The sequence below is a fragment of the Mesorhizobium sp. B2-2-3 genome, assembly GCF_006442405.1.
GTDB lineage: Bacteria > Pseudomonadota > Alphaproteobacteria > Rhizobiales > Rhizobiaceae > Mesorhizobium.
On sequence record NZ_VFWC01000003.1, the window covers coordinates 14,125 to 33,909 of the forward strand.

At 65.1% G+C, this 19,785-nt stretch carries 20 protein-coding genes; 8 read left to right on the plus strand and 12 right to left on the minus strand.

Annotated elements, in window-relative coordinates; all coding sequences use genetic code 11:
* Positions 1-32: 32 nt before the first annotated feature.
* The 5 genes from FJ951_RS05960 to tsaD are packed head-to-tail and all read right to left on the minus strand — an operon-like array spanning position 33 to position 3,594.
* Entirely contained in the window at positions 33-704 is a 672-nt protein-coding gene (locus FJ951_RS05960) for a methyltransferase (protein WP_140513954.1), read from the minus strand.
* Entirely contained in the window at positions 701-1,126 is a 426-nt protein-coding gene (locus FJ951_RS05965) for an EVE domain-containing protein (protein ID WP_140492656.1), read from the minus strand. The genes FJ951_RS05960 and FJ951_RS05965 overlap by 4 nt, the downstream gene beginning before the upstream one ends.
* A gap of 28 nt (positions 1,127-1,154) precedes the next feature.
* On the minus strand, positions 1,155-1,451 hold the full coding sequence (locus tag FJ951_RS05970; protein WP_140513955.1) for a YciI-like protein: 297 nt from the start codon (positions 1,449-1,451) through the stop codon (positions 1,155-1,157).
* 23 nt (positions 1,452-1,474) lie between these two features.
* Entirely contained in the window at positions 1,475-2,512 is a 1,038-nt protein-coding gene (locus tag FJ951_RS05975) for an NAD(P)H-dependent glycerol-3-phosphate dehydrogenase (RefSeq protein ID WP_246671685.1), read from the minus strand.
* Positions 2,509-3,594: a tRNA (adenosine(37)-N6)-threonylcarbamoyltransferase complex transferase subunit TsaD gene (tsaD, locus tag FJ951_RS05980; protein WP_181167281.1), complete on the minus strand. Its 1,086-nt coding sequence runs from the start codon at positions 3,592-3,594 to the stop codon at positions 2,509-2,511. Before tsaD ends, FJ951_RS05975 begins: the two co-directional genes overlap by 4 nt.
* A 105-nt stretch (positions 3,595-3,699) precedes the next feature.
* Between tsaD and hemC the strand changes: the two genes are divergently transcribed.
* The 6 genes from hemC (at position 3,700) to FJ951_RS06010 (ending at position 9,804) form a co-directional block, all read left to right on the plus strand.
* Positions 3,700-4,626, plus strand: a complete 927-nt coding sequence (hemC, locus tag FJ951_RS05985) for a hydroxymethylbilane synthase (protein WP_140513958.1) — start codon at positions 3,700-3,702, stop codon at positions 4,624-4,626.
* Positions 4,627-4,628: 2 nt separating this feature from the next.
* On the plus strand, positions 4,629-5,345 hold the full coding sequence (locus FJ951_RS05990) for a uroporphyrinogen-III synthase (protein ID WP_140513959.1): 717 nt from the start codon (positions 4,629-4,631) through the stop codon (positions 5,343-5,345).
* A gap of 89 nt (positions 5,346-5,434) precedes the next feature.
* A complete protein-coding gene (locus FJ951_RS05995; RefSeq protein ID WP_140513960.1) occupies positions 5,435-6,916 on the plus strand; it encodes a COG4223 family protein in 1,482 nt (493 codons plus the stop codon).
* Between the two features lie 10 nt (positions 6,917-6,926).
* On the plus strand, positions 6,927-8,528 hold the full coding sequence (locus FJ951_RS06000) for a heme biosynthesis protein HemY (RefSeq protein ID WP_140513961.1): 1,602 nt from the start codon (positions 6,927-6,929) through the stop codon (positions 8,526-8,528).
* A gap of 36 nt (positions 8,529-8,564) precedes the next feature.
* Positions 8,565-9,044, plus strand: coding sequence for a TerB family tellurite resistance protein (locus FJ951_RS06005; protein WP_140492633.1), 480 nt, complete (start codon positions 8,565-8,567; stop codon positions 9,042-9,044).
* Positions 9,045-9,066: 22 nt separating this feature from the next.
* Complete coding sequence (locus tag FJ951_RS06010) at positions 9,067-9,804, plus strand: glutamine amidotransferase (RefSeq protein WP_246671693.1); 738 nt, start codon at positions 9,067-9,069, stop codon at positions 9,802-9,804.
* Positions 9,805-9,825: 21 nt separating this feature from the next.
* Here the strand turns inward: FJ951_RS06010 and FJ951_RS06015 are convergent, their stop codons facing one another.
* Both FJ951_RS06015 and FJ951_RS06020 read right to left on the minus strand, forming a co-directional pair.
* Entirely contained in the window at positions 9,826-10,056 is a 231-nt protein-coding gene (locus FJ951_RS06015) for a hypothetical protein (protein ID WP_140492627.1), read from the minus strand.
* Between the two features lie 84 nt (positions 10,057-10,140).
* Positions 10,141-11,379 carry an MFS transporter gene (locus FJ951_RS06020; RefSeq protein WP_140513962.1) on the minus strand — a complete coding sequence of 413 codons (1,239 nt, stop codon included), beginning with the start codon at positions 11,377-11,379 and terminating at the stop codon, positions 10,141-10,143.
* A 941-nt stretch (positions 11,380-12,320) separates the two neighbouring features.
* Here FJ951_RS06020 and FJ951_RS06025 point away from each other — a divergent pair.
* Together FJ951_RS06025 and FJ951_RS06030 are read left to right on the plus strand one after the other, a co-directional pair.
* The gene (locus FJ951_RS06025; protein WP_224518940.1) at positions 12,321-12,701 is read left to right on the plus strand and encodes a hypothetical protein; all 381 of its coding nucleotides are present in this window, start codon (positions 12,321-12,323) and stop codon (positions 12,699-12,701) included.
* 33 nt (positions 12,702-12,734) lie between these two features.
* Positions 12,735-13,142 (plus strand): lysozyme inhibitor LprI family protein, encoded by a 408-nt coding sequence (locus FJ951_RS06030; RefSeq protein WP_140513964.1) that lies wholly within the window; start codon positions 12,735-12,737, stop codon positions 13,140-13,142.
* Positions 13,143-13,320: 178 nt separating this feature from the next.
* Here the strand turns inward: FJ951_RS06030 and FJ951_RS06035 are convergent, their stop codons facing one another.
* The 5 genes from FJ951_RS06035 to FJ951_RS06055 form a co-directional block, all read right to left on the minus strand.
* Positions 13,321-13,782 carry a MucR family transcriptional regulator gene (locus FJ951_RS06035; RefSeq protein WP_140492615.1) on the minus strand — a complete coding sequence of 154 codons (462 nt, stop codon included), beginning with the start codon at positions 13,780-13,782 and terminating at the stop codon, positions 13,321-13,323.
* Positions 13,783-13,998: 216 nt separating this feature from the next.
* A complete protein-coding gene (locus FJ951_RS06040) occupies positions 13,999-14,703 on the minus strand; it encodes an ROK family protein (protein ID WP_140492612.1) in 705 nt (234 codons plus the stop codon).
* A gap of 16 nt (positions 14,704-14,719) precedes the next feature.
* Positions 14,720-16,096: a glucose-6-phosphate dehydrogenase gene (gene zwf, locus FJ951_RS06045; protein WP_140513965.1), complete on the minus strand. Its 1,377-nt coding sequence runs from the start codon at positions 16,094-16,096 to the stop codon at positions 14,720-14,722.
* A gap of 22 nt (positions 16,097-16,118) precedes the next feature.
* Positions 16,119-17,135 (minus strand): phosphogluconate dehydrogenase (NAD(+)-dependent, decarboxylating), encoded by a 1,017-nt coding sequence (gene gnd / locus FJ951_RS06050; RefSeq protein WP_140513966.1) that lies wholly within the window; start codon positions 17,133-17,135, stop codon positions 16,119-16,121.
* A gap of 42 nt (positions 17,136-17,177) precedes the next feature.
* Positions 17,178-19,595, minus strand: coding sequence for a glucan 1,4-alpha-glucosidase (locus FJ951_RS06055; protein WP_140513967.1), 2,418 nt, complete (start codon positions 19,593-19,595; stop codon positions 17,178-17,180).
* Between the last annotated feature and the right edge of the window lie 190 nt (positions 19,596-19,785).

Here is a 19,785-nt window from a genome sequence, read left to right on the forward strand (position 1 = left end):
GAGCTCATGGAAACGCCTGTTCAGTGGCGGCGTCAAGCCGGGCGCGCGGTGCTCCACCGCCAGACGGTGGTGCGTTTGATCTCGGCATCCTCGAGCGCCCGCGTCACCGGCACCTGGTAGACGCCAAGCGGTTCCAACCCCGACCGCGGCAGATAGGAGCGGCCGGGATCGCCGATCAGGATATCGGCGCCGCGCCGCTTCAGAGCCGCGAACCAGGGCGTCAGCCGGTCTGCGAACGGCTTGTCGTAGAAGACATCGCCGGCAAGAACCACGTCCCAGTCCGCATCCGTTCCGACGCAGTCATTCTGGACGAATTCGACCGCGACGCCATTGGCTTGCGCATTGAGGCGGACCGCCGTGGCGCAGAACGGGTCGATGTCGGCGGCGGTCACCCCTGCCGCGCCGGCTTTGGCTGCGGCGATGGCGACGAGACCGGAGCCGGAGGCGAAGTCGAGCACGCGCTTGCCCCGCACCATGGCCGGATTGTCGATGATATGGCGGGCAAGCCCCTGGCCGCCGGCCCAGGCAAAGGCCCAGAAAGGCGGCGGCAGCCCGATCTCGACCAGCTCGTCCTCCGTCCGCTGCCACAGATCATGCGCCTCGTCGGCAAGATACAGCGCAATCTCGGGCACATGCGGCGGCGCCATCAGCGCCGTATTGTCGAGGATGAAGCGTTCGGCGCTATGGCTCGTGAGAACCGTCACGGAGCCGGCGTCAGGCCACCCATGCGGCAGACTTCCTTCCATTCGGCCGGCGTCACCGGCTGCACGGAAAGCCGTCCGAGCCGCACCAGCGCCATGTCGGCGAGCTTGGGATTGGCCTTGACCTGCTCCAGCGTCGGCGGGTTCGGCACATCCTTGAAGGCGCGGATGTCGACGCATTCCCAGCGCGGATCGTCCGATGTGGTGTCGGGATGAGCCAGTGCGCACACTTCGGCGATGCCGACCACGTTCAGCCCCTCGTTGGAGTGGTAGAAGAAGCCGAGATCACCGATCTGCATGGCCTTCATGTTGTTGCGCGCCGCATAGTTGCGCACGCCGTCCCATTGCGTGCCTGCCTTGCCCTTGGCCTTCAACGCCTCGAACGAGAAGACCGAGGGTTCGGATTTGAACAGCCAGTAGTTCATTCGTATTGCTCCTCCAGCCTTGTGCCGATTAATTAGCCGCCGGCTTGTTGAAGGTCCAGTTCCACTGGCGGATCTCGACGCTTTCGAACAGTCCCGCCTTGGCATAGGGATCGGCTGCCGACAGCGCCTGCGCGCCTGCCATGTCAGGCGCTTCGACGACGACGAGGCTGCCGTTGGACTTGCCGTCGGCGTCGAGGAACGGACCGGCGAAGGCCAGCTTCTTGTCGCTATTCAGCCCTTCGAGAAAAGCGAGGTGCTCCGGCCGCGTATCGATGCGCACTTGCATGCTTCCGGGCTTGTCCTTGCAAATCAACGCGAACAACATGTCTCTGTCTCCTGATGCTGGAATCAATCGTCGGTTTCGGTCTTCAGCGGCCGGGTCATCAAGGCCGCCACAGCCTGCCGGATGGTGATGGTGCCGTCCAGTATGGCGGCGACTGCGGCGATGATAGGCGCGTCGATGCCGCGCTCGGTGGCGATGCGGGCGGCGATCGCCGCCGTCGGCACGCCTTCCGCCAGCGGCAGCCCGCCAAGCGGCTTGCCCTGGCCGAGCGCCAGTCCGTAGGCAAAGTTGCGCGATTGCGTGGACGAGCAGGTGAGCAGCAGGTCGCCAAGGCCGGAAAGCCCCATCAACGTCTCGGGCCTGGCGCCGAAGGCGGCACCGATGCGGCGCAGTTCGACGAAGCCGCGCGTCACCATGGCGGCCTGGGCACTGGCGCCGAGCCCGGCGCCGGTGACGGCACCCGCGGCGATGGCGAAGACGTTCTTCAAGGCGCCGCCGATCTCGACGCCGATCAAATCATCATTCGAATAGCAGCGCAGATTTTCCGCCGAGAAGCGCGCGGCAAGCTTGGCCGCCAGCGCCTCGTCCCGGGCGGCAACCACTACCGCCGTGGGCAAGCCCCGGGCAACGTCCGTGGCGAAGCTCGGACCGGACAGAGCGGCGACCGGATTCACAGGCAGGATTTCCCCGACGATCGCCGACAGCAAAGCGCCGGTGTCGCGCTCGATGCCCTTGGCGCATAGCACCAGTGGGACGCCGGCCGGCATATGGCCGTTGGCGTGAGCAAGCATGGCCCGCAACGATTGCGCCGGCGTCACCGCCAGCACGCAATCGGCACCGTCGAGCGCGGCTTGGATGTTGCTCGTCGCCACGATGCCGGCCTGGAGCGCGATGCCAGGCAGATAGCGTCGATTTTCGCCGTGGTCGATTGCGGCGACGGTCTCCGGGTCGCGCGCATAAAGGCGGACGAAATGGCCGGCGCGCAGCATGGCCAGCGCCAAAGCGGTACCCCAGGCCCCGCCACCGAGCACGGCAACGCGCCAGCCGGTTGGCGCGATCTCGATGCCGCTCATGCCTTCTTCGCTCATGCCCTCCTTGCTCATGCTTTGGCCCCGCGCCGGCCCGAACCGATCATCGGCGCGGAGATGCTGTCCAGCGGCCAGCGCGAGCGCGGCACGAAATCGAAGCCGTTTTCTTGCGCCAGGCCTTCGCGCATCCGCTCGATGCCGGCCCAGGCGATCATTGCCGCATTGTCTGTGCAAAGTTTCAGCGGTGGCGCGACGAAGGCGAAGCGCGCCTCGGCGCACAGCCGTTCCAGCGTCGCCTTGATCGTATGGTTGGCGGCGACGCCGCCGGCGACGACCAGCGCCGGCGCGGCCGTGTCGGGGAATTCCCGGCGGAACCGGGCGAGCGCGCGCGAGACACGGTCGCCCAGCGCGTCGGCCACCGCCGCCTGGAAGGACGCGCAGATGTCGGCGACGTCCCGGTCGCTCAAGGGCTCGATCGCGCTCGCCGCCTGGCGCACAGCGGTCTTCAAGCCGGAGAACGAAAAATCGGGCTGCGCCGATCCCTTCATCGGACGCGGGAAGGCAAAACGACCCGCATCGCCCGATGCCGCCGCCTTCTCGACATTGGGACCGCCGGGATAGGGTAGGCCAAGCATCTTGGCCGTCTTGTCGAATGCTTCGCCGAGCGCGTCGTCGATGGTCGTCGCCCAGCGTTGGTAGTCGCCGACACCGCGCACGGCCAGGATCTGTGTGTGGCCGCCGGAGACCAGCAGCAGGAGATAGGGAAAGTCGAGCCCATCGGTCAGCCGCGCCGTCAAGGCATGGCCTTCGAGATGGTTGACGGCGATCAGCGGCTTGCCGGTTGCGGCCGCGATCGCCTTGGCCGTCATCAGCCCGACGATGAGGCCCCCGACGAGGCCCGGACCTGCGGTCGCGGCGATGGCGTCGATGTCGGCCAGCGCCACGCCCGAATCGGCAAGGGCTGCCTCGACAATGCCGTCCAGGGCCTCGACATGGGCGCGCGCGGCGATCTCCGGCACAACCCCGCCGAAGGCGGCATGCTCCTCGATCTGCGACAGCACGATATTGGACAGGATTTTGGGCGCGGCATCGCCCTCCAACGCCACGACGCTGGCGGCGGTCTCGTCACAACTCGTTTCAATGCCCAGAACGCGGATCAATTGGTCGCTGTCCCCAAGGATTGTGTATCGGGGCATTCCCCGGTAGGAGACGCCCGGAAAAGGCGACTTCGCTTGCCGGGGGGTTATCACGGACCGCGCGCCATGCAAACAATCTTGAAGATCGGAACACGCGGCAGCCCGCTGGCGCTGGCGCAGGCGCAGGAAACCCAGGCGCGGCTTATGGCGGCGCATGGTTTGCCGCAAGAAGCGTTCGAAATCGTCGTCATCTCGACCACCGGCGACCGCATCCAGGACCGGCCGCTGTCGGAAGCTGGCGGCAAGGGCCTCTTCACCAAGGAGATCGAGGAGGCGCTGCTCGCCCGCGCGATCGACATTGCCGTGCATTCCTCGAAGGACATGCCGACGCAGTTGCCCGATGGGCTGGAGCTGTCTGCTTTCCTGCCGCGCGAGGACGCGCGCGATGCTTTCGTCGGCAAGGCGGCTAAGACGATTGCAGACCTGCCGCGTGGCGCCAAAGTCGGCTCGTCGTCGCTCAGGCGGCAGGCGCTGATCCGCCGCATGCGGCCGGATCTCGACGTGGTGATGTTTCGTGGCAATGTGCAGACGCGGCTGCGCAAGCTCAATGAAGGCGTTGCCGCCGGCACCATCCTCGCCCATGCCGGGCTGAAGCGGCTCGGGCTCGGCCACGTGGTCACCGATCTGATCCCGCTCGACATCTTTCCGCCGGCGCCGGGCCAAGGCGCGATCGGCATCGAAACCCGCATAGGCGATGGCGACGTCGAACAGATGCTGGCGGCCATCCACGACCTGCCGACCGGACAGGCGCTGGCTTGCGAGCGCGCTTTCCTGGCGGCCCTCGACGGCTCCTGCCGCACGCCGATTGCCGGTCATGCCGTGATAGACGGCGCGGACCTTTCTTTCGCGGGATTGATCATCTCGCCTGATGGCACGCAGTCGCACATGGTCGAGATGAAAGGCCTGGCGCTGGATGCCGCCCGCATCGGTGAAGAGGCGGCAAGGACGGTGCGGGCCAGGGCCGGCGAGACATTCTTCGACGGCTGGGCCTGACGGTGCAGCGCGTTCTGGTGACGCGGCCTCAACCGGGCGCCTCCCGCACCGCGCGAATGCTCAAGGACATGGGGTTTCTACCGCTGCTTTTGCCGCTGACCGAGACGGTGGCCTTGCCGATCGATACGGACCTCGTCATCGGCAATGCCGTGGCCGTTGCGGTGACCAGCGCCAATGGCGTGCGCTTTGCGCCTAAGGAGGTCGTCGCCCGGCTTTCGGACTTGCCTTGCCATGCCGTCGGCAAGAGGACCGCGCAAGCCGCGCGTGAAGCAGGATTTTTGTCCGTCAGCGAAGGTCCCGGCAATGCCGAAGGTCTTGCTGGCAGTCTTGCCGGCGAATTCCAGGGCAAGACCATTGTCTATCTCTGCGGACGCGTGCGCTTCCCGGCATTCGAGCAGCGGCTGCAAGCTGCCGATGTCGGGGTCCGCCCCGTCGAGACATACGACACGCTCGCCGTGACCTATTCGGACGAGGCCGTGCTTGCCCGTCTGTCGGGGCAAACCGCGGATGCGGTGCTGCTCTATTCCGCCAGGGCGGCTGCTGCGCTGCAGGCCTTGGTCAGGCGGCCTGCGCTGCATGAAGCCTTTGACAAGACGCGGGTTTTTGCCCTGTCGCATCGCATCGCCGCCGTCCTTGGCGACGTCGCTGGCGACCGCATCCACATAGCCGCGCGGCCCGACGAGGGTGCGCTGCTTTCGCTTTTGCGGCCCGGGTCCTGAGCCGCGTCATCACACCGCCCCTTTTCACCGCTTGGTGATGTGCTAGACCCTCTTTGAACCATCCCCAAGCGAATTTGCGGAGCCCAAGCATGGTCAAGACGCCGAAGATGCGACATTCGAAAAGCCGCCGCGAGCCGGTGACCATCGAACTTGAGCCCGGCGCCGTTTCCCGCATCGCCGACGAGAATGCCGCCAGGGCCGGGGCGCAAACCGACGAGGCCAAGGCGGAGGAAGCCGCGAACGCCTCGCGGCCGGAGGCGCCCGAAGAGCCTGTGCACGCCGACCAGACCGATCTAGAACCCTGGGAGCACGCCGAGGCGACAGCGCCCCGATCGGAACGATCCGCGGAAAGCGCCGCCAAGGCGGACGAACCGGCGGCAGCCTACCCCGGTTCCCGGGACGACGCCGCTGGCAAGGCCGGCGCCTTCGACTACAGTTTCGAGGACACATCGGCGAAGCGCGCCGAACCTGAACCGGCCGGGCCAGTAACCGGCGCCTCGGCGGGGAACGGGAAAACCGCATCCGCACCGCCACCGCCGAAGCGGGTCAACGGCATCGCGGCCGGCATCATCGGCGGTGTCATCGCACTGGTCGGCGCCGGCGGATTGCAGTTCGCCGGCCTGCTCGGCGCGCCGGGGTCCGCTCCCAGCGTCTCGCTCGAAGGCGTCAACGGCGAAATCGCCGCGCTCAGAGCCGAGATCGCGGATCTGAGGCAAGCCGGCGACGGCGGTGCGTCGGCCAAGGTCGACGGGTTGTCCGCGGCGTTGGATCAGGTCAGGACGGATGTCGCAGCGCTCAAATCGGCGGTCGAGCAAGGCGGAGCGGGCGACAATGCCGGGCTGGCCGCGCTTGGCGACAAGGTCAGGCAGATCGAGACGGCGGTTACGGCGCTCGGCAAGGCCGGCAACTCGGCCCCAGTCGATCTCGGTCCGCTCAATGAAAGGCTGGCTGGCCTCGATGCGCTGGTGAAATCGGCCGGCGAGGCGGCGGCGAAGCAGGACAGTCGGCTCACCGCGCTGGAGCAGTCGGTGTCGCAGCTTTCTGGGAAAGTCGAGGCGCAGGCCGGACAGCCGAAGGTCGCGCTCGCCATCGCCGCTTCGGCACTGAAGGCGGCGCTCGACCGTGGCGCGCCGTTTGGTGCCGAACTCGAGACCTTCGCCGCGATCGCGCCGGACGCGCCGCAGCTTGCGGCTCTGCGCGCCTACGCCCAAAAGGGCGTCCAGACCCGCACCGAGATCGCATCGCAGATGGATGCCGCCGCCAACGCCATGGTCGCGGCGGCCACGCCGGTCGACGAAAATGCCGGGCTGCTGCAGAACCTTCTGTCGAGCGCCGAATCGCTGGTCAAGGTCCGGCCGATCGGCGCTGTCCAGGGCGCCGGCGCGCCGGAAACCATTGCGCGCATGGAGGTGGCGGTCAATCAGGGCGACTATGCCAAGGCGCTCACAGAATATGAGACGCTGCCCGCGCCTGCAAAGGCGGCCGGCGCCGATTTTGCCGGCAAGCTGAAGGCACGCATCGAGGTCGAGACGCTGATCGATGCGCTGATATCAGGCGCGATGAAGGCGTGAGGAACTGGCGATGATCCGAATCCTGCTCTTCCTCGCCGTCGTCTTCGCGCTGGGCCTAGGCTTTGCCTGGCTGGCGGACCGGCCGGGCGACATGGTCATCACCTTCAACGGCTACCAGTATCAGGTCAGCCTGATGGTGGCGGCGGTGGCGGTGGTCGCTGTCGTCGCGGCGGTGATGATCCTGTGGTGGCTGATCAAGTCGGTCTGGAACAGCCCCTACACCATTTCGCGCTATTTCCGGGTGCGGCGCCGCGACCGCGGCTATCAGGCGCTGTCGACCGGCATGATCGCCGCCGGCGCCGGCGACGGCGCGCTGGCCCGCAAGAAGACCAAGGAAGCGGCCAAGCTGATCCGCTCCGACCAGGAGCCATTGATCCATCTGCTCGAAGCCCAGGCTTCGCTGCTCGAAGGCGACCACGAAGGCGCGCGCCAGAAATTCGAGAGCATGCTCGACGATCCCGAAATGCGGCTGCTCGGCCTGCGCGGGCTTTATCTCGAAGCCGAGCGCCTGGGGGACCGCAATGCCGCCAGGCACTATGCCGGGCGCGCCGCCGGCATGGCGCCGCAACTGGCCTGGGCGGCCGAATCGACGCTTGAAGAGCTGACCGGGCGCGGCGACTGGGACGGCGCGCTGAAGCTGGTCGAGGCGCAGAAGGCGACCCGCCAGATCGAACGTGACGCCGCCAACCGCCGACGCGCCGTGCTGTTGACCGCCAAGGCGCAGTCACTCGCCGACAGCGATCCCGCAGCCGCCCGCACGGCGGCGATAGAGGCCAATCGGCTGCAGCCGGAGTTCGCGCCGGCCGCGGTCGCGGCTGCGACGCTGCTGTTTCGCCAGAACGACGTGCGCAAGGGCTCGAAGATCCTCGAGACAGCCTGGAGGGCCGAACCGCATCCGGAGATAGCGGAGCTCTATACCCATGCCAGGCCGGGTGACGCCGTGCTCGATCGCCTCAACCGGGCGAGGAAATTGCAGGAGATGAAGAAGAACCACGCCGAATCCTCGATGACGGTGGCGCGCGCCGCGCTCGATGCACAGGATTTTGCGACTGCCCGCCGCGAAGCCGAGGCGGCGATCCGGATGGACCGCCGCGAGGGCGCCTATCTGCTTTTGGCCGACATCGAAGAAGCCGAGACGGGCGACCAAGGCAAGGTGCGACAGCTCTTGTCCAAGGCGGTGCGGGCGCCGCGCGACCCGGCCTGGGTCGCCGACGGCGTCGTCTCGGAGCGCTGGGCGCCGGTATCGCCGGTCACCGGCCGGCTTGACGCCTTCGAGTGGCGCGCCCCGATGGAGCGTCTCGGCCAGCTGATCGACAGCCGTGACGATGCGCCGGACGCCCCGGCGGTGGCTATCGAGGCGCCGGGCAGGCCGGCGCAGGAAGAGTCGGTCGAGGTGATCGATCACGCTGGCCCGGGCGGCGAGACGGCCGGCAAGCAGGCCGAGAACGATCAGGACCACGTCAGGCCGGTGACGGCGCAGGCTTTCGCCGCGGTGCCCGCCGATGCCGAGGCCGTCGAACCGGCGCAGGAACTGGCACGCCTGCCGGACGATCCCGGCGTCGATCCGGACGATGCGGCGGAAAAGTCGCCGCGCCGGTTCCGGTTGTTTTGAGTTGGCTGGGTGGCCCGGCCGTTTGGGAATGGATCGATGTTCGAACGCGTTTTGTCGTTTCTGAGGGATTTGCCGACCGGCACCGGCGCCCGCGCCAGCGCCGATGATCCGCGCGTGGCAGCCTCGGCGCTGCTCTACCACGTGATGAGCGCCGACGGCGTGCGCCAGGACGTCGAGTGGGAACGGTTCAAGGCAGTGCTGGCGCAGGCCTATTCGGTCAGCGGCAACGAGCTCGACGCGCTGGCCGCCGCCGGCGAGCGCGCCGACAACGAGGCGATCGACCTCTATGCCTTCACCAGCGTGCTGAAGCGCCACCTCGATGCCGAAGGCCGCAAGGCTTTCATCGGCCTGATGTGGGAGATCGTCTATGCCGATGGCGAGCTGCACGAGTTGGAAGACAACACGGTCTGGCGCGTTGCCGAGCTGATCGGCGTCGAACGCCAGGATCGCATCGAGGCGCGCCGCAAGGCGGCGGCCGCGGCGCCGGGGGCCCGTGGAACGTCGAGCGACGAATAGGATCCATCCGCCGATGCCGCCGATGCCGCCGATGCCGCCGCGTTCGAAGCCGAGAATCCTGATCGTGCTGCATCAGGAGAATTCGAGCCCCGGGCGCGTCGGCCACATGCTTCTCGAAGAGGGCTTCGATCTCGACATCCGCCGCCCGCCGCTTGGCGATGCCTTGCCAGAGACGCTCGACGGCCATGCCGGGGCCGTGGTGTTCGGCGGGCCGATGAGCGCCAATGACGAGGACGAGTTCGTCCGCCGCGAGACCGACTGGCTTGAGGTTCCGCTGCGTGAGAACCGACCGCTGCTGGGTATCTGCCTTGGTGCGCAGATGCTGGCCAACCATCTCGGCGGCAAGGTCGAGGGCCATGGCGAAGGTCTGGTCGAGATCGGCTGGTATCCGTTGAAGGCGACCGAAGCCGGCAGAAAGCTGATGCACTGGCCCGAAATGGTCTATCAGTTCCATCGCGAAGGTTTTTCGCTGCCGAGCGACGCGACCTTGCTGGCGACCGCCGAGACCTATCCCAACCAGGCTTTCCGCTACCGCGACAATGCCTGGGGCATCCAGTTCCACGGCGAATTGACCAGGCTGATGATGCAGCGCTGGGTGGTGCGCGGCGCGCACCGCTTCGAATTGCCGGGCGCCCAGCCCGGCCGCGACCATCTCGGCGGCAGGCTGATCTGGGACATGCACCTCAAGCGCTGGCTGGACGAGTTCCTGATGCTGATTTTCGGCGGCCGACGGCGCGGTCGCGGCACAACCATCCCCTGATGGCGGGTCGTTTAACACCTGCTAGTTCGAAAACGTCACGCTCACGCCGCGCTGACGAAAATAAGCCTGCATCAATTTGCGGCCCGAGCGGTTGTTCTGCGCCAGTTTGGTGGGATCGAACACCGCCTGCTTCATCCCCTCTCGTGCCAGCGCTGCCTTAAGCGTCGCGATATGGGCGTCGAGATCGGCATTATCGGCCCGCAGCGACACATAGATACTCTCGGTTGCCTCAGCCACGGTCGGTTCGCTCACAGTTATCGTCCTTTGATTGGTCGGGCGGCGGCTTAGCACAGATTCGCAGCCCGCCGATACCGGTGGACCTGAATTCGATCCCCGTCAGTTTCGTCCACTGAGGTGCCGCACCCTTCGGAGCGCCGGGAACAGATAGGCCCACAGGCCGGCAACGGCAATGGCGCCGACGCCGCCGATGACGACGGCAGGCACCGTGCCGATCAGCGCCGCCATGGTGCCGGCGCGGAATTCGCCGAGCTCGTTGGAGGCGCCGACGAAGACCTGATTGACGGCGTTGACGCGGCCGCGGACATGATCGGGGGTCCAGAGCTGGATCAACGTTTCCCTGATGTAGACGCTGAACATGTCGGTGGCGCCGAGGAAGGCCAATGCCAGGATCGACAGCCAGGTGAAGGTCGACAGGCCGAACAGCACCGTAAAGGCGCCGAACGCGGCCACGAAGCCGAGCATGATCAGGCCCGCGTGGTTTCGGATAGGATGACCAGCGAGCCAGATGGCGACACAGATGGCACCCACCCCTGGCGCCGAGCGCAGCAAACCAAGTCCCCAGGGACCGAGTTGCAATATGTCGCGGGCATAGATCGGTAGCAGCGCCGAGGCGCCGGACAGGAGCACGGCGAAGAGATCGAGCGAGATGGCGCCAAGCACGATCTTCTCGCCCCAGATGTAACCGAAGCCGGCGAACAGGGTCTGCATGGTCGGCTTGTCGGTCTCGCTGCGCTGTGCCGGCCTCGGTATGGTGAAGATCAGCAGCCCGGCGACGAGCATCAGCGCCGTGGCCGTGCCATAGGCCACCTCGGCCGATACGCCGTAGAGAAGGCCGCCGGCGACCGGCCCGACGATGGTCGCCGTCTGCCAGGCCGACGAGTTCCAGGCAATGGCGTTGGCGAAATCCCGGGGCGGCACCAGATTGGCGAACAGCGACGACGAGGCCGGTCCGAAGAAGGCGCGGGCGATGCCGAACATGGCGAGCACGATGAAGATTGGCAGCGGGCCACTGATGCCGCGCAGGGTCAGGATGAGCAGCGCGAGCGCGCAGATCGCCTCGAGTAGCACCGCCAGCGCCATGATCAGCCGGCGGCCGAAACGGTCGGCAACGACCCCGGTGACCAGCACCAGGAGTAGCGAAGGCAGGAACTGGACGATGCCGACAAGACCGAGATCGAGCGGGTCACGGGTCAGGTCGTACATCTGCCAGCCGACCGCGACGGAAACGATCATGGTGGCGAATGTGGTGAGGAAGCGCGCCGCCCAATAGCTCAGGAAGGAGCGATGGCGGAACGCGGCATAGCGCTGGTCCGGTGATATCTGTTCGGCGGTCATGGAACGAGGCCCCGTTAGAAGGATGGAGGCCGGCGGGGCACTTCCACGATGGACGCTGGTCCGGCCGGGGAACCCTTTAGCCCAGTTCGACGTATGACGCGCGCAAAAAACAGGTTCTGGATCAAGGATTTTCTGGCGTGTTCCATCGAACGCACACGAAACTCACCCGCCAAGACCCAGCGGGACAGGAAAGCCTATCGGGTGTCTCGAAGACCGCATGTCTCCCCCATCGTGCACGCGATAACCTTGAAAGCCGATCCGTGAGCAGCATTCTTTTGGCCTGCCCACTGGCCTGGCCGAAACCTACCAATACATTGGGGCTCTGGCGATAATGTCGAGCGTAACTTCACCCTTATATATCGTCGTCCCTTGTGAATTGGAATAATAGACCATTTTATGTTGGAATAGTCGAAAAGCGTAGGCGTAACCCAGCAATCTTTTTGCTGGAGCCTTTCTGTCAATTATATTTAAGTACTTGCTAAATCAAGCAGGGCGCTTACTGGATTATTAAGCATTCTCAAAACAGAACTCAAGATCTGGCAATTTTCCCTTGCTAGCCGGCGACATCGGCTACAACCTATGGATACATCAACCGCGCCGGCGGATCGTTGGCATGCTTGGGCGGATGGGCGCTAGGCATGGAGAGGGAAATGGACATTCGCCAAGGCGGCTCCCGCTGGGAGCGCTCCCCTCGACTTGAGGAATTGCGACGGCCGGCCGCAAAGTCGTCGAATGCATGGGCCACAGCCCGGCAATCCAAGCTTCGATACGCAGGGCAACTATCAGGGGTGCAATGGCATCGGCTGCCAGGTCGATGCGCCTGACGATGACAATTCGTCCGATGACGACGATTCCGACTGACAGCCACACTCCGCAAAGGAAGAGGAAAACCACCCATGTCTGAATTCGGCGACTTGGTTCGACGGCACGCCAAAACCGTCATGATCGGGCTGGCGGGATTGATACCGACATCTGCTTTCGCGAACGATGCCTGCGACGGCGTCAAGGTCGAAGTGACGAAGGCGCGCAAACAGGAATATGCACCGCTCGTCGCTTCGGCGATGGACAATAAGTTCAAGCCCGCCCGCGCCAAGTTCATCACCATCTTGGAAAGCGGCAACTGGAGCGCCGCTTATGTCTCCACGCCTGTGAGCGATGACGGCGTGATGTTCTTCCAGACCGTCGACGGAAAGAAGCAGTTTCGTGACGTATGGGGCGGCTATGCCGATCCATCGGAAAAGCCTGGACTGGTATCCTGGGCGAAGAAGCTTGGAGCACCGGAAAAGCTGGCCAGGTGCTTCGCCGAAACCGTTACGGAATGACGATGCCGCTCACCTGCAAAGAGGACGAGACCAATGAAAACCGCAATTCTGACCACCGCCGTGGTTCTGGCCATGCCGGCTTTCGCTTTTGCCAAGGACAAGTGTGCCGACGCCAAGGATCAGGCCACCATGAACCAGTGCGCCGATGCTTCGTTCAGGAAATCCGACAAGAAGCTCAACGAACTTTACAAGCAGATCGAAACCCGCCTGAAGGACGACGCGGATACCAAGAAGCTTCTTGTCCAAGCGCAGCAGGATTGGATCAAGTTCCGCGACGCTGAGTGCAATTTTCAGACCGCGGGAGCGGCCGGAGGCAGCGTGGTCCCCATGCTCCTCTCGATGTGCATGGATGGCCTGACGCAATCCCGGGTCAAGGATTTCGACGGTTACCTGAACTGCAAGGAAGGCGATCTGAGCTGTTCCGTTCCGGCAGCGAACTGAGCTTTCCTGCCTGCCTGCAGGCGGGGTGGAAAATCATTCCCTCAGCTCGCCGGAGATGGCGTCGAGCCCCCCTGCAATTGCGCGCTCGCCGTGGAAGAGCGCAACATCGGGCAGCCTGCCAAGACGGAACCGCCGGCAGGCCTCAATCAAACCATTGGCTCAGCGCCGGAATGCGCGCTCAGGCCGAGACCTTGGCTTTCCTGCCCCTGGCCGGCGCTTTCGGGGCGACGGCCTTGCGGCCGAGACCGATCGACTTAGCCAGTTCCGAACGCGAGGCCGCGTAATTGGGAGCGACCATCGGATAGTCCGACGGCAAGCCCCATTTGGCTCGGTAGGCGTCCGGCGTCAGGCCGAAATGCACGCCCAGATGACGCTTCAGCGATTTGAACTTCTTGCCGTCCTCCAGGCAGATGATGAAATCCGGCGTCACCGACTTCTTGGGATTGACCGCCGGCACGAGCGGCGCCGCCACGGGTACGGCCGGCTGGCCGAGCCCGCTGATCGAAGCGCTGACGCTGGCGATGAGGTCGGCCAGGCCGGAGGCGGGCAGGCGGTTCTTCTCGACGTAAGCCGACACGATATGGGCGGTCAGCTCGAGAAGGTCGATATCCTTGCGAGCGTCGTTGCTGTCGTCGGTCAATCTATTTTCCTCCGTCTATGGCGTATGGGGCCCGAAATCGGCACAGTTTCGGATGGGATGATGCGCAAAGTTAAAGTGCGGCGGCGTCTTTGCACGTCCCTCGCGGTTCGTCGCGATGTAGTGCGCCGGAATTCCTAGTCGGCAAATCTGCGCAATGCAACGACTTGGCCCCGCGTCACACATTATTTTGAATAACTATACTGAACTGTAATACTATCAGACGATCAGGGCCTTGTCTCGCCACAGACGAAATCCGCCTTCGAAGGCGCGTGTGTTGTCGCCGCGCCTGCTGTCGGCGGGCAAATCGCCGAGCTTGTCGACATTGCCGCCGCCGATGACGACATAATCGGGCTGCATGGCGGCGCGCAGCCGGTCGACGACGTCGAAAACGGATTTTCGCCATTTCTTCTTGCCGCGTTTTATCAGGCCGCGCTCACCGACATAGTCCTCGAAGCTCTTGCCCTTCTTATAGGGAAGATGGGCGAGTTCCATCGGTTGGGCGACGTTGTCGACGATCATCGCCGCACCCAGGCCGGTTCCCAACCCCAGGAACAGCATGCGACCGCCTTCATAGCTGCCGATGGCCTGCATCAGCGCGTCGTTGACCACCTTGACCGGTTTGCCGAACTGCGCGGCGAAGTCGAAGCCGGCCCAGCCCTTGCCGAGATTGGCGGGATCGAACAAGGGCCTGTTGTGATGCACCGGGCCGGGATAGCCCATCGAGATGACGTCGTAGGACAGTCCGTCGGCCAGCGCCTTCACCGCATCGATCATCTGCTGGGGCCTCAGGTCCGGCCCGGAATCGGCGCGGCGCTCAGCACCGCCTGAGCTGGTGAGGATCTTGACGTGCGAGCCGCCTATGTCGATCGACAGCACGATCGGATCGCCGCTCGCCGCTTTCGGCCTTGCCGTCCTGGCCATGCTGCCCTCTCCCAGCCTATTTCGATGGATTGATCCAGCCGTTCGGCGGCCCGAAGCCGTTCATGGCGGCTGCCGGCCCCCAGGTCTTCGGTTCATAAAGATGCGGCGGCGTGGTGTCGCCGAGGACCGGCCCGACGATGCGCCAGGCAAGTTCGCTGGCGTCCTGGCGGGTAAAAAGCTGGCCATTGCCGTTCATGGCATCGCCGATCAGCCGTTCATAGGGCGGCATATCGCCCTTGCTGTCGTCGAGCGCCGTCAGTTCGACCTGTTCGCCGACCATGTCGTCGCCCGCTGCCTTGCGCTGGGCGCCGATCGAGATCGCCACCTGCGGGTCGATGCGGAAGCGCACATAATTGGCGTCGTTCGGCTTGATCGGGTCGAAGACATCGAGCGGCGGCCGCTTCAGCCGCACGATCACCTCCGTGGCATGCACCGGCATGTTCTTGCCGGCGCGGATGAAGAACGGCACGTCGCGCCAGCGCCAGGTGTCGACGAAGAAGCGCACCGCCGCGAAAGTTTCGACCGGCGAGTTGGGCGCCACGCCGGGCTCGGCGAGATAGCCGTCGAATTGGCCACGCACGATATCGTCCTTGGTCAAGGTGCGGATCGCGCGCAGCACCTGCACCTTCTCGTCGATCAGGTCGTCGGCGGAACGGCCGACCGGCGGTTCCATCGCCAGCAGCAGGAGGATGTTGAGCAGATGGTTCTCGATCACGTCCCTGACGCAGCCGACCTCGTCATAGAACCGGCCGCGCCCATCGATGCCGAAATCCTCGGCCATGGTGATCTGCACGCTCTCGACGAAATTGCGGTTCCAGATCGGTTCCAGGAAGGAATTGGCGAAGCGGAAATAGAGCAGGTTCTGGATCGCCTCCTTGCCGAGATAGTGATCGATGCGGAAGATCGACTGTTCGTCGAACACCAGATGCAGCACCCGGTTCAGCCAGCGCGCCGATTGCAGGTCATGGCCGAAGGGCTTTTCCACCATCAGCCGCGCGCCGCGCGCCGTGCCCGATTGCTCCAGGCCTTGGACCACCGTCTCGAACATGGTCGGCGGCACCGCCATATAGTGCAGCGGCCGCTGGGCGGTGCCCAGCGCGCTCTTCAGTTTCTCGAACGTGGCCGGGTCGCGATAGTCGCCGCTGACATAGCGCAGCAGCGAAGCGAGCTTGGCGAACACCTTCTCGTCGATCTTGCCGAGCGTATTGACGATGCCGTCGCGCGCGCGGTCCTGCAATTTCCTCAAATCCCAGGCGTCGAAGGCGACGCCGATCACCGGTTCGGTAAGCGTTCCCTTGGCGACCATGGCATAGAGGGAAGGAAATATCTTCTTGTGGGCGAGGTCGCCGGTAGCCCCGAAGAGCACCAGCGTATCGGACCGTTCCGGGCTCATGAGCGCGTCTCCCCTGCCGCCGTCACTTGCCGGCCTTCGGTTTTTCGACATGGCCGCCGAATGCATAGCGCATGGCCGACAAGAGCTTGTCGGCGAATTCGGATTCGCCTTGCGAGGAGAAGCGGTCGAACAGGGCCGAGGACAGCACCGGCGCCGGCACGCCGGTGTCGATGGCCGCTTTCAGGGTCCAGCGGCCTTCGCCGGAATCGGATACCCGGCCGCCAAACTGGATCAGGCCGGGATCGCTCTTCAACGCGCCGGCGGTGAGATCAAGCAGCCACGAGCCGATGACGCTGCCATGCCGCCAGACCTCGGCCACTTCGGCAAGTTCGATGTCGAACTGGTAGTATTCGGGGTTCTGCAACGGGCTGGTCTCGGCATCGGCCTCGCGCTTGACCTTGCCGGCATTGCCGGCCTTGAGAATATTCATGCCTTCGGCATAGGCGGCCATGACGCCGTACTCGATGCCGTTATGGACCATCTTGACGAAGTGGCCGGCGCCGCTCGGGCCACAATGCAGATAGCCGAAGGGCGCCGTGCCGGCCGTCTTGTCAGGAGCGGGCGCACCGGCATCCGCGCCGGGCGCCAGCGTGGCGAAGACCGAATCGAGATGCCGGACCGCGTCATCGGGCCCGCCGATCATCAGGCAGTAGCCGCGATCCAGGCCCCAGACGCCGCCGCTGGTGCCGACATCGACATAGTTGAGGCCCTTGGCGGCGAGCTTGGCGGCCCGGTCGACGTCGTCGTGATAGTAGGAATTGCCGCCGTCGATGATGATGTCGCCGGGTTCCATCAGCGCCGCCACCTGATCGACGATCTTGCCGGTGATGGCCGCAGGCAGCATCAGCCACACGCAGCGCGGCTTGGCGAGCTTGCCGACGAATTCCGCCATCGATGCAGCCCCCGAGGCGCCGTCGCCGACCAGGGCCGCGACGCTTGCCGGGTTGATGTCGTAGACGACGCATTCGTGGCCGTCACGCATCAGGCGCCGGACCATGTTGGCGCCCATTCGGCCCAGTCCCATCATTCCGATCTGCATGGTCTCATCCTTGTGTCTTGAAGAGGATCTGCCGGGAAGGATCTACAGTCTGTCCTGTTCACCAATGATGACGGAGAAGTCGACATTCTCCCAATCGCCGCTGCCGGGCCAGAAAAAAGTGAAGATCAGCGTGCTCCCCTCGGGCAGGCCGGCGACCGGCAGATCAGCAACATGGACGCCGAAGGCATTCTCGCTGGTCGCGCTGTCATGCACGGTCGCCCAATTGTCGACGCTCCAATGAACGGTTGCCTTCGCCAAAAGCTCGACGCGCATTGTCTTGCCGGCCGGCATGGAACGGATCTTGTTGTTGAAGCGCCATGTCCGGAACGGCGAGACGGTCCTATTGTCGATATAGCGTTCGACGCCTTGCGGCGGCATGTCGAACACCGCGCCGTCGCGCAGCGAGCGCAGCAGCTTGATATGTTCGGAATGCGCCCAGACCAGCGGCATGGCGCTGCCCGAGGGCTTGCCATGCAGCAGTTCGCGCTCGGGGAGGTCGGCGCCGTCCCAGATCTGCTCCGGCAACAGGCCGCCCGGTCCGGACGAGCCCTCCATTGCCGCCAGCAGCGAGGTCGCCTTGTCCTTGCGTCCGGCCGCCAGCTCGTAATGGGCCCGTTCGCCGGCGAGCAACGGCCAGGGGCGGCCCTGGCCGGTGCCGTCGAATGGCGCGCCGTCCTCGTGCTCGCCATAGCCGTCGCCGGTGTAGCGATACCAGAGCGGCCCCTGCGGCAGTTGCCGGCGCAGCTGCGCGTCGATGACCTTGACCGTGTCGACGATGCGCGGATCGTCGGCTGCCCTGAGGCCAAAGCGCACCAGGGCAAATGCGTCCGGGCTGACGATTTCCTGCGCCGGCCGGTCGGCATCGCCAGGCGGGCGGTTTTTGATCGGCACATAGCCGTCCTTCGGCGAACCGGCCTCGGCGCTGTCGGGCGGTGCGATGCGGACATAGTAACCCGCGACGCCGGTCGCCTCGCAGCTTGCCGTGCCGGTGACATAGGTCCAGCGCTCGACCTGGTCGTTCCAGCCGTCGGCGGTCTCGCGCAGATAGCTTGCTGCGTCCTGCTTGCCGCAGGCCTCCAGCATATCCGCGGCGGCAAGCAGCGCCGCGATCTCAACGGCGAGCGTGAACGGGCTGTAACCGGAATCCTCCTCCCAACGGTCCTCGCCGGTGACGGGTCCATTGCGCACGACATAGGCTGCGGCGCGCTCGATCATTGGCAGGAAGGCCAAAAGCCTGGCGCGCGGCAAATGGCCCTGGCGCCGCAGCGCATCCGCCAGCAGCAGCGGAAAGGCGCATTCGTCCATCTGGATGCCCGGCCAATAAGCTGTCCCATCGAGCCAGGCGTTCTGCGGCCAGTGGCCATCCGGCTGCTGGATGGAGCAGAGATAGTCGAGGGTTTGCAGGGCCGAAGCGGCATCGCCGGCGGCGAGAAAACCGCCCGCCGTCTCGACCAGATCGCGCGGCCAGACCAGATGGTAGCCGCCGAGATCGTCGTCGCCCTTGTCGAAGCCCCATGGGATGGACAGGCTGGCGACCGCCGCGCCTGGCATGAGGGATGACCGGTGCGTCGCCAGGACGGCGGTGGAGATCCTGTAGCTGTTCACTCCGGACGCGTCATGGCGATCCAGTCGCAGCAGGCCCGCCTGCCATTCGCGCCATTGTTCGGCGTAGGACATTGCCGCCGCCGCGAAACCCTGCCTGAGGCTGGCGAAGGCATTTCGAGCAGCCTCTTTGGGCGTCGCTCCGAAGCCCAGCGCCAGCACGGCTTTGGCGTCGTTGGCGGAAAACCCGATTTCGCCGGTCAGTGCGACATTGCCGTCCTCGGCTCGCTGAAAGGCTGGATCGAGCCGACCGGTGTTGCGCAGTTGCTGCCAGCCGTCGGAGACGCCGACATAGCCGGCCGAGCCGTTCCGCCAGGGCAGCGATGAGGCCAGCGCAAGGCAGGTGCCGCAGCCCGAGGCGAACAGCACAGGCTCTCCCTCATGGTCGCCGACCCAGGCGGTGTTGCCCATGCCGGCATTGACCAGATGCGGCGCCAGCAAGGCGTGGACGCGGTAGTCGCCCGGCGCGCCCTTGAGCGGCGTGAAGGTGATCTCCTGCAGCAAGGTGGGTCGTGCAGGGTCGGCCAGGATACGCTTCTCGATCCGGTAGGCGCCGTCATCAGCGGTGTTGACCAGCCTGTAGGCTGGCACGCCTTCTTCGAACGGTTCGATGCCATGCGCGGCATCACGTTTTTCTTCCGAGAAATATCCGTTCGGGCCGGTGACAATCAGGCCGAGGTCGCGGGTGCAGGCACTGTCGACACCGGGATAGTAGATCTCGTTCAGGATGCCATGGCTGACCGTGAACCAGACGCGGCTCGACGGCGAAAGCGCCGCGCCGACGCCGCTTTTGGCGCTTGACGTCCAGCGCGCCGGAATTCCCGGAGCCCCCGGGGGAACGATCGGCGTCACTGCCATGCGTCTGCGGCCTCCTGCCCGCATGCCTAGCCCATCCACCGAAGCCTTTTCAATCGTCGCACCGCAATGTGATCAGCGGCATCTTATGGATTGCAGTTGACAGCTCGCCGGCCTTCTGCACTTTTGTCTGACAATAGATAAAAAACAGGTACGCAAGCGCGATAGTCACCAGCAGCCATCAAGACCAGCA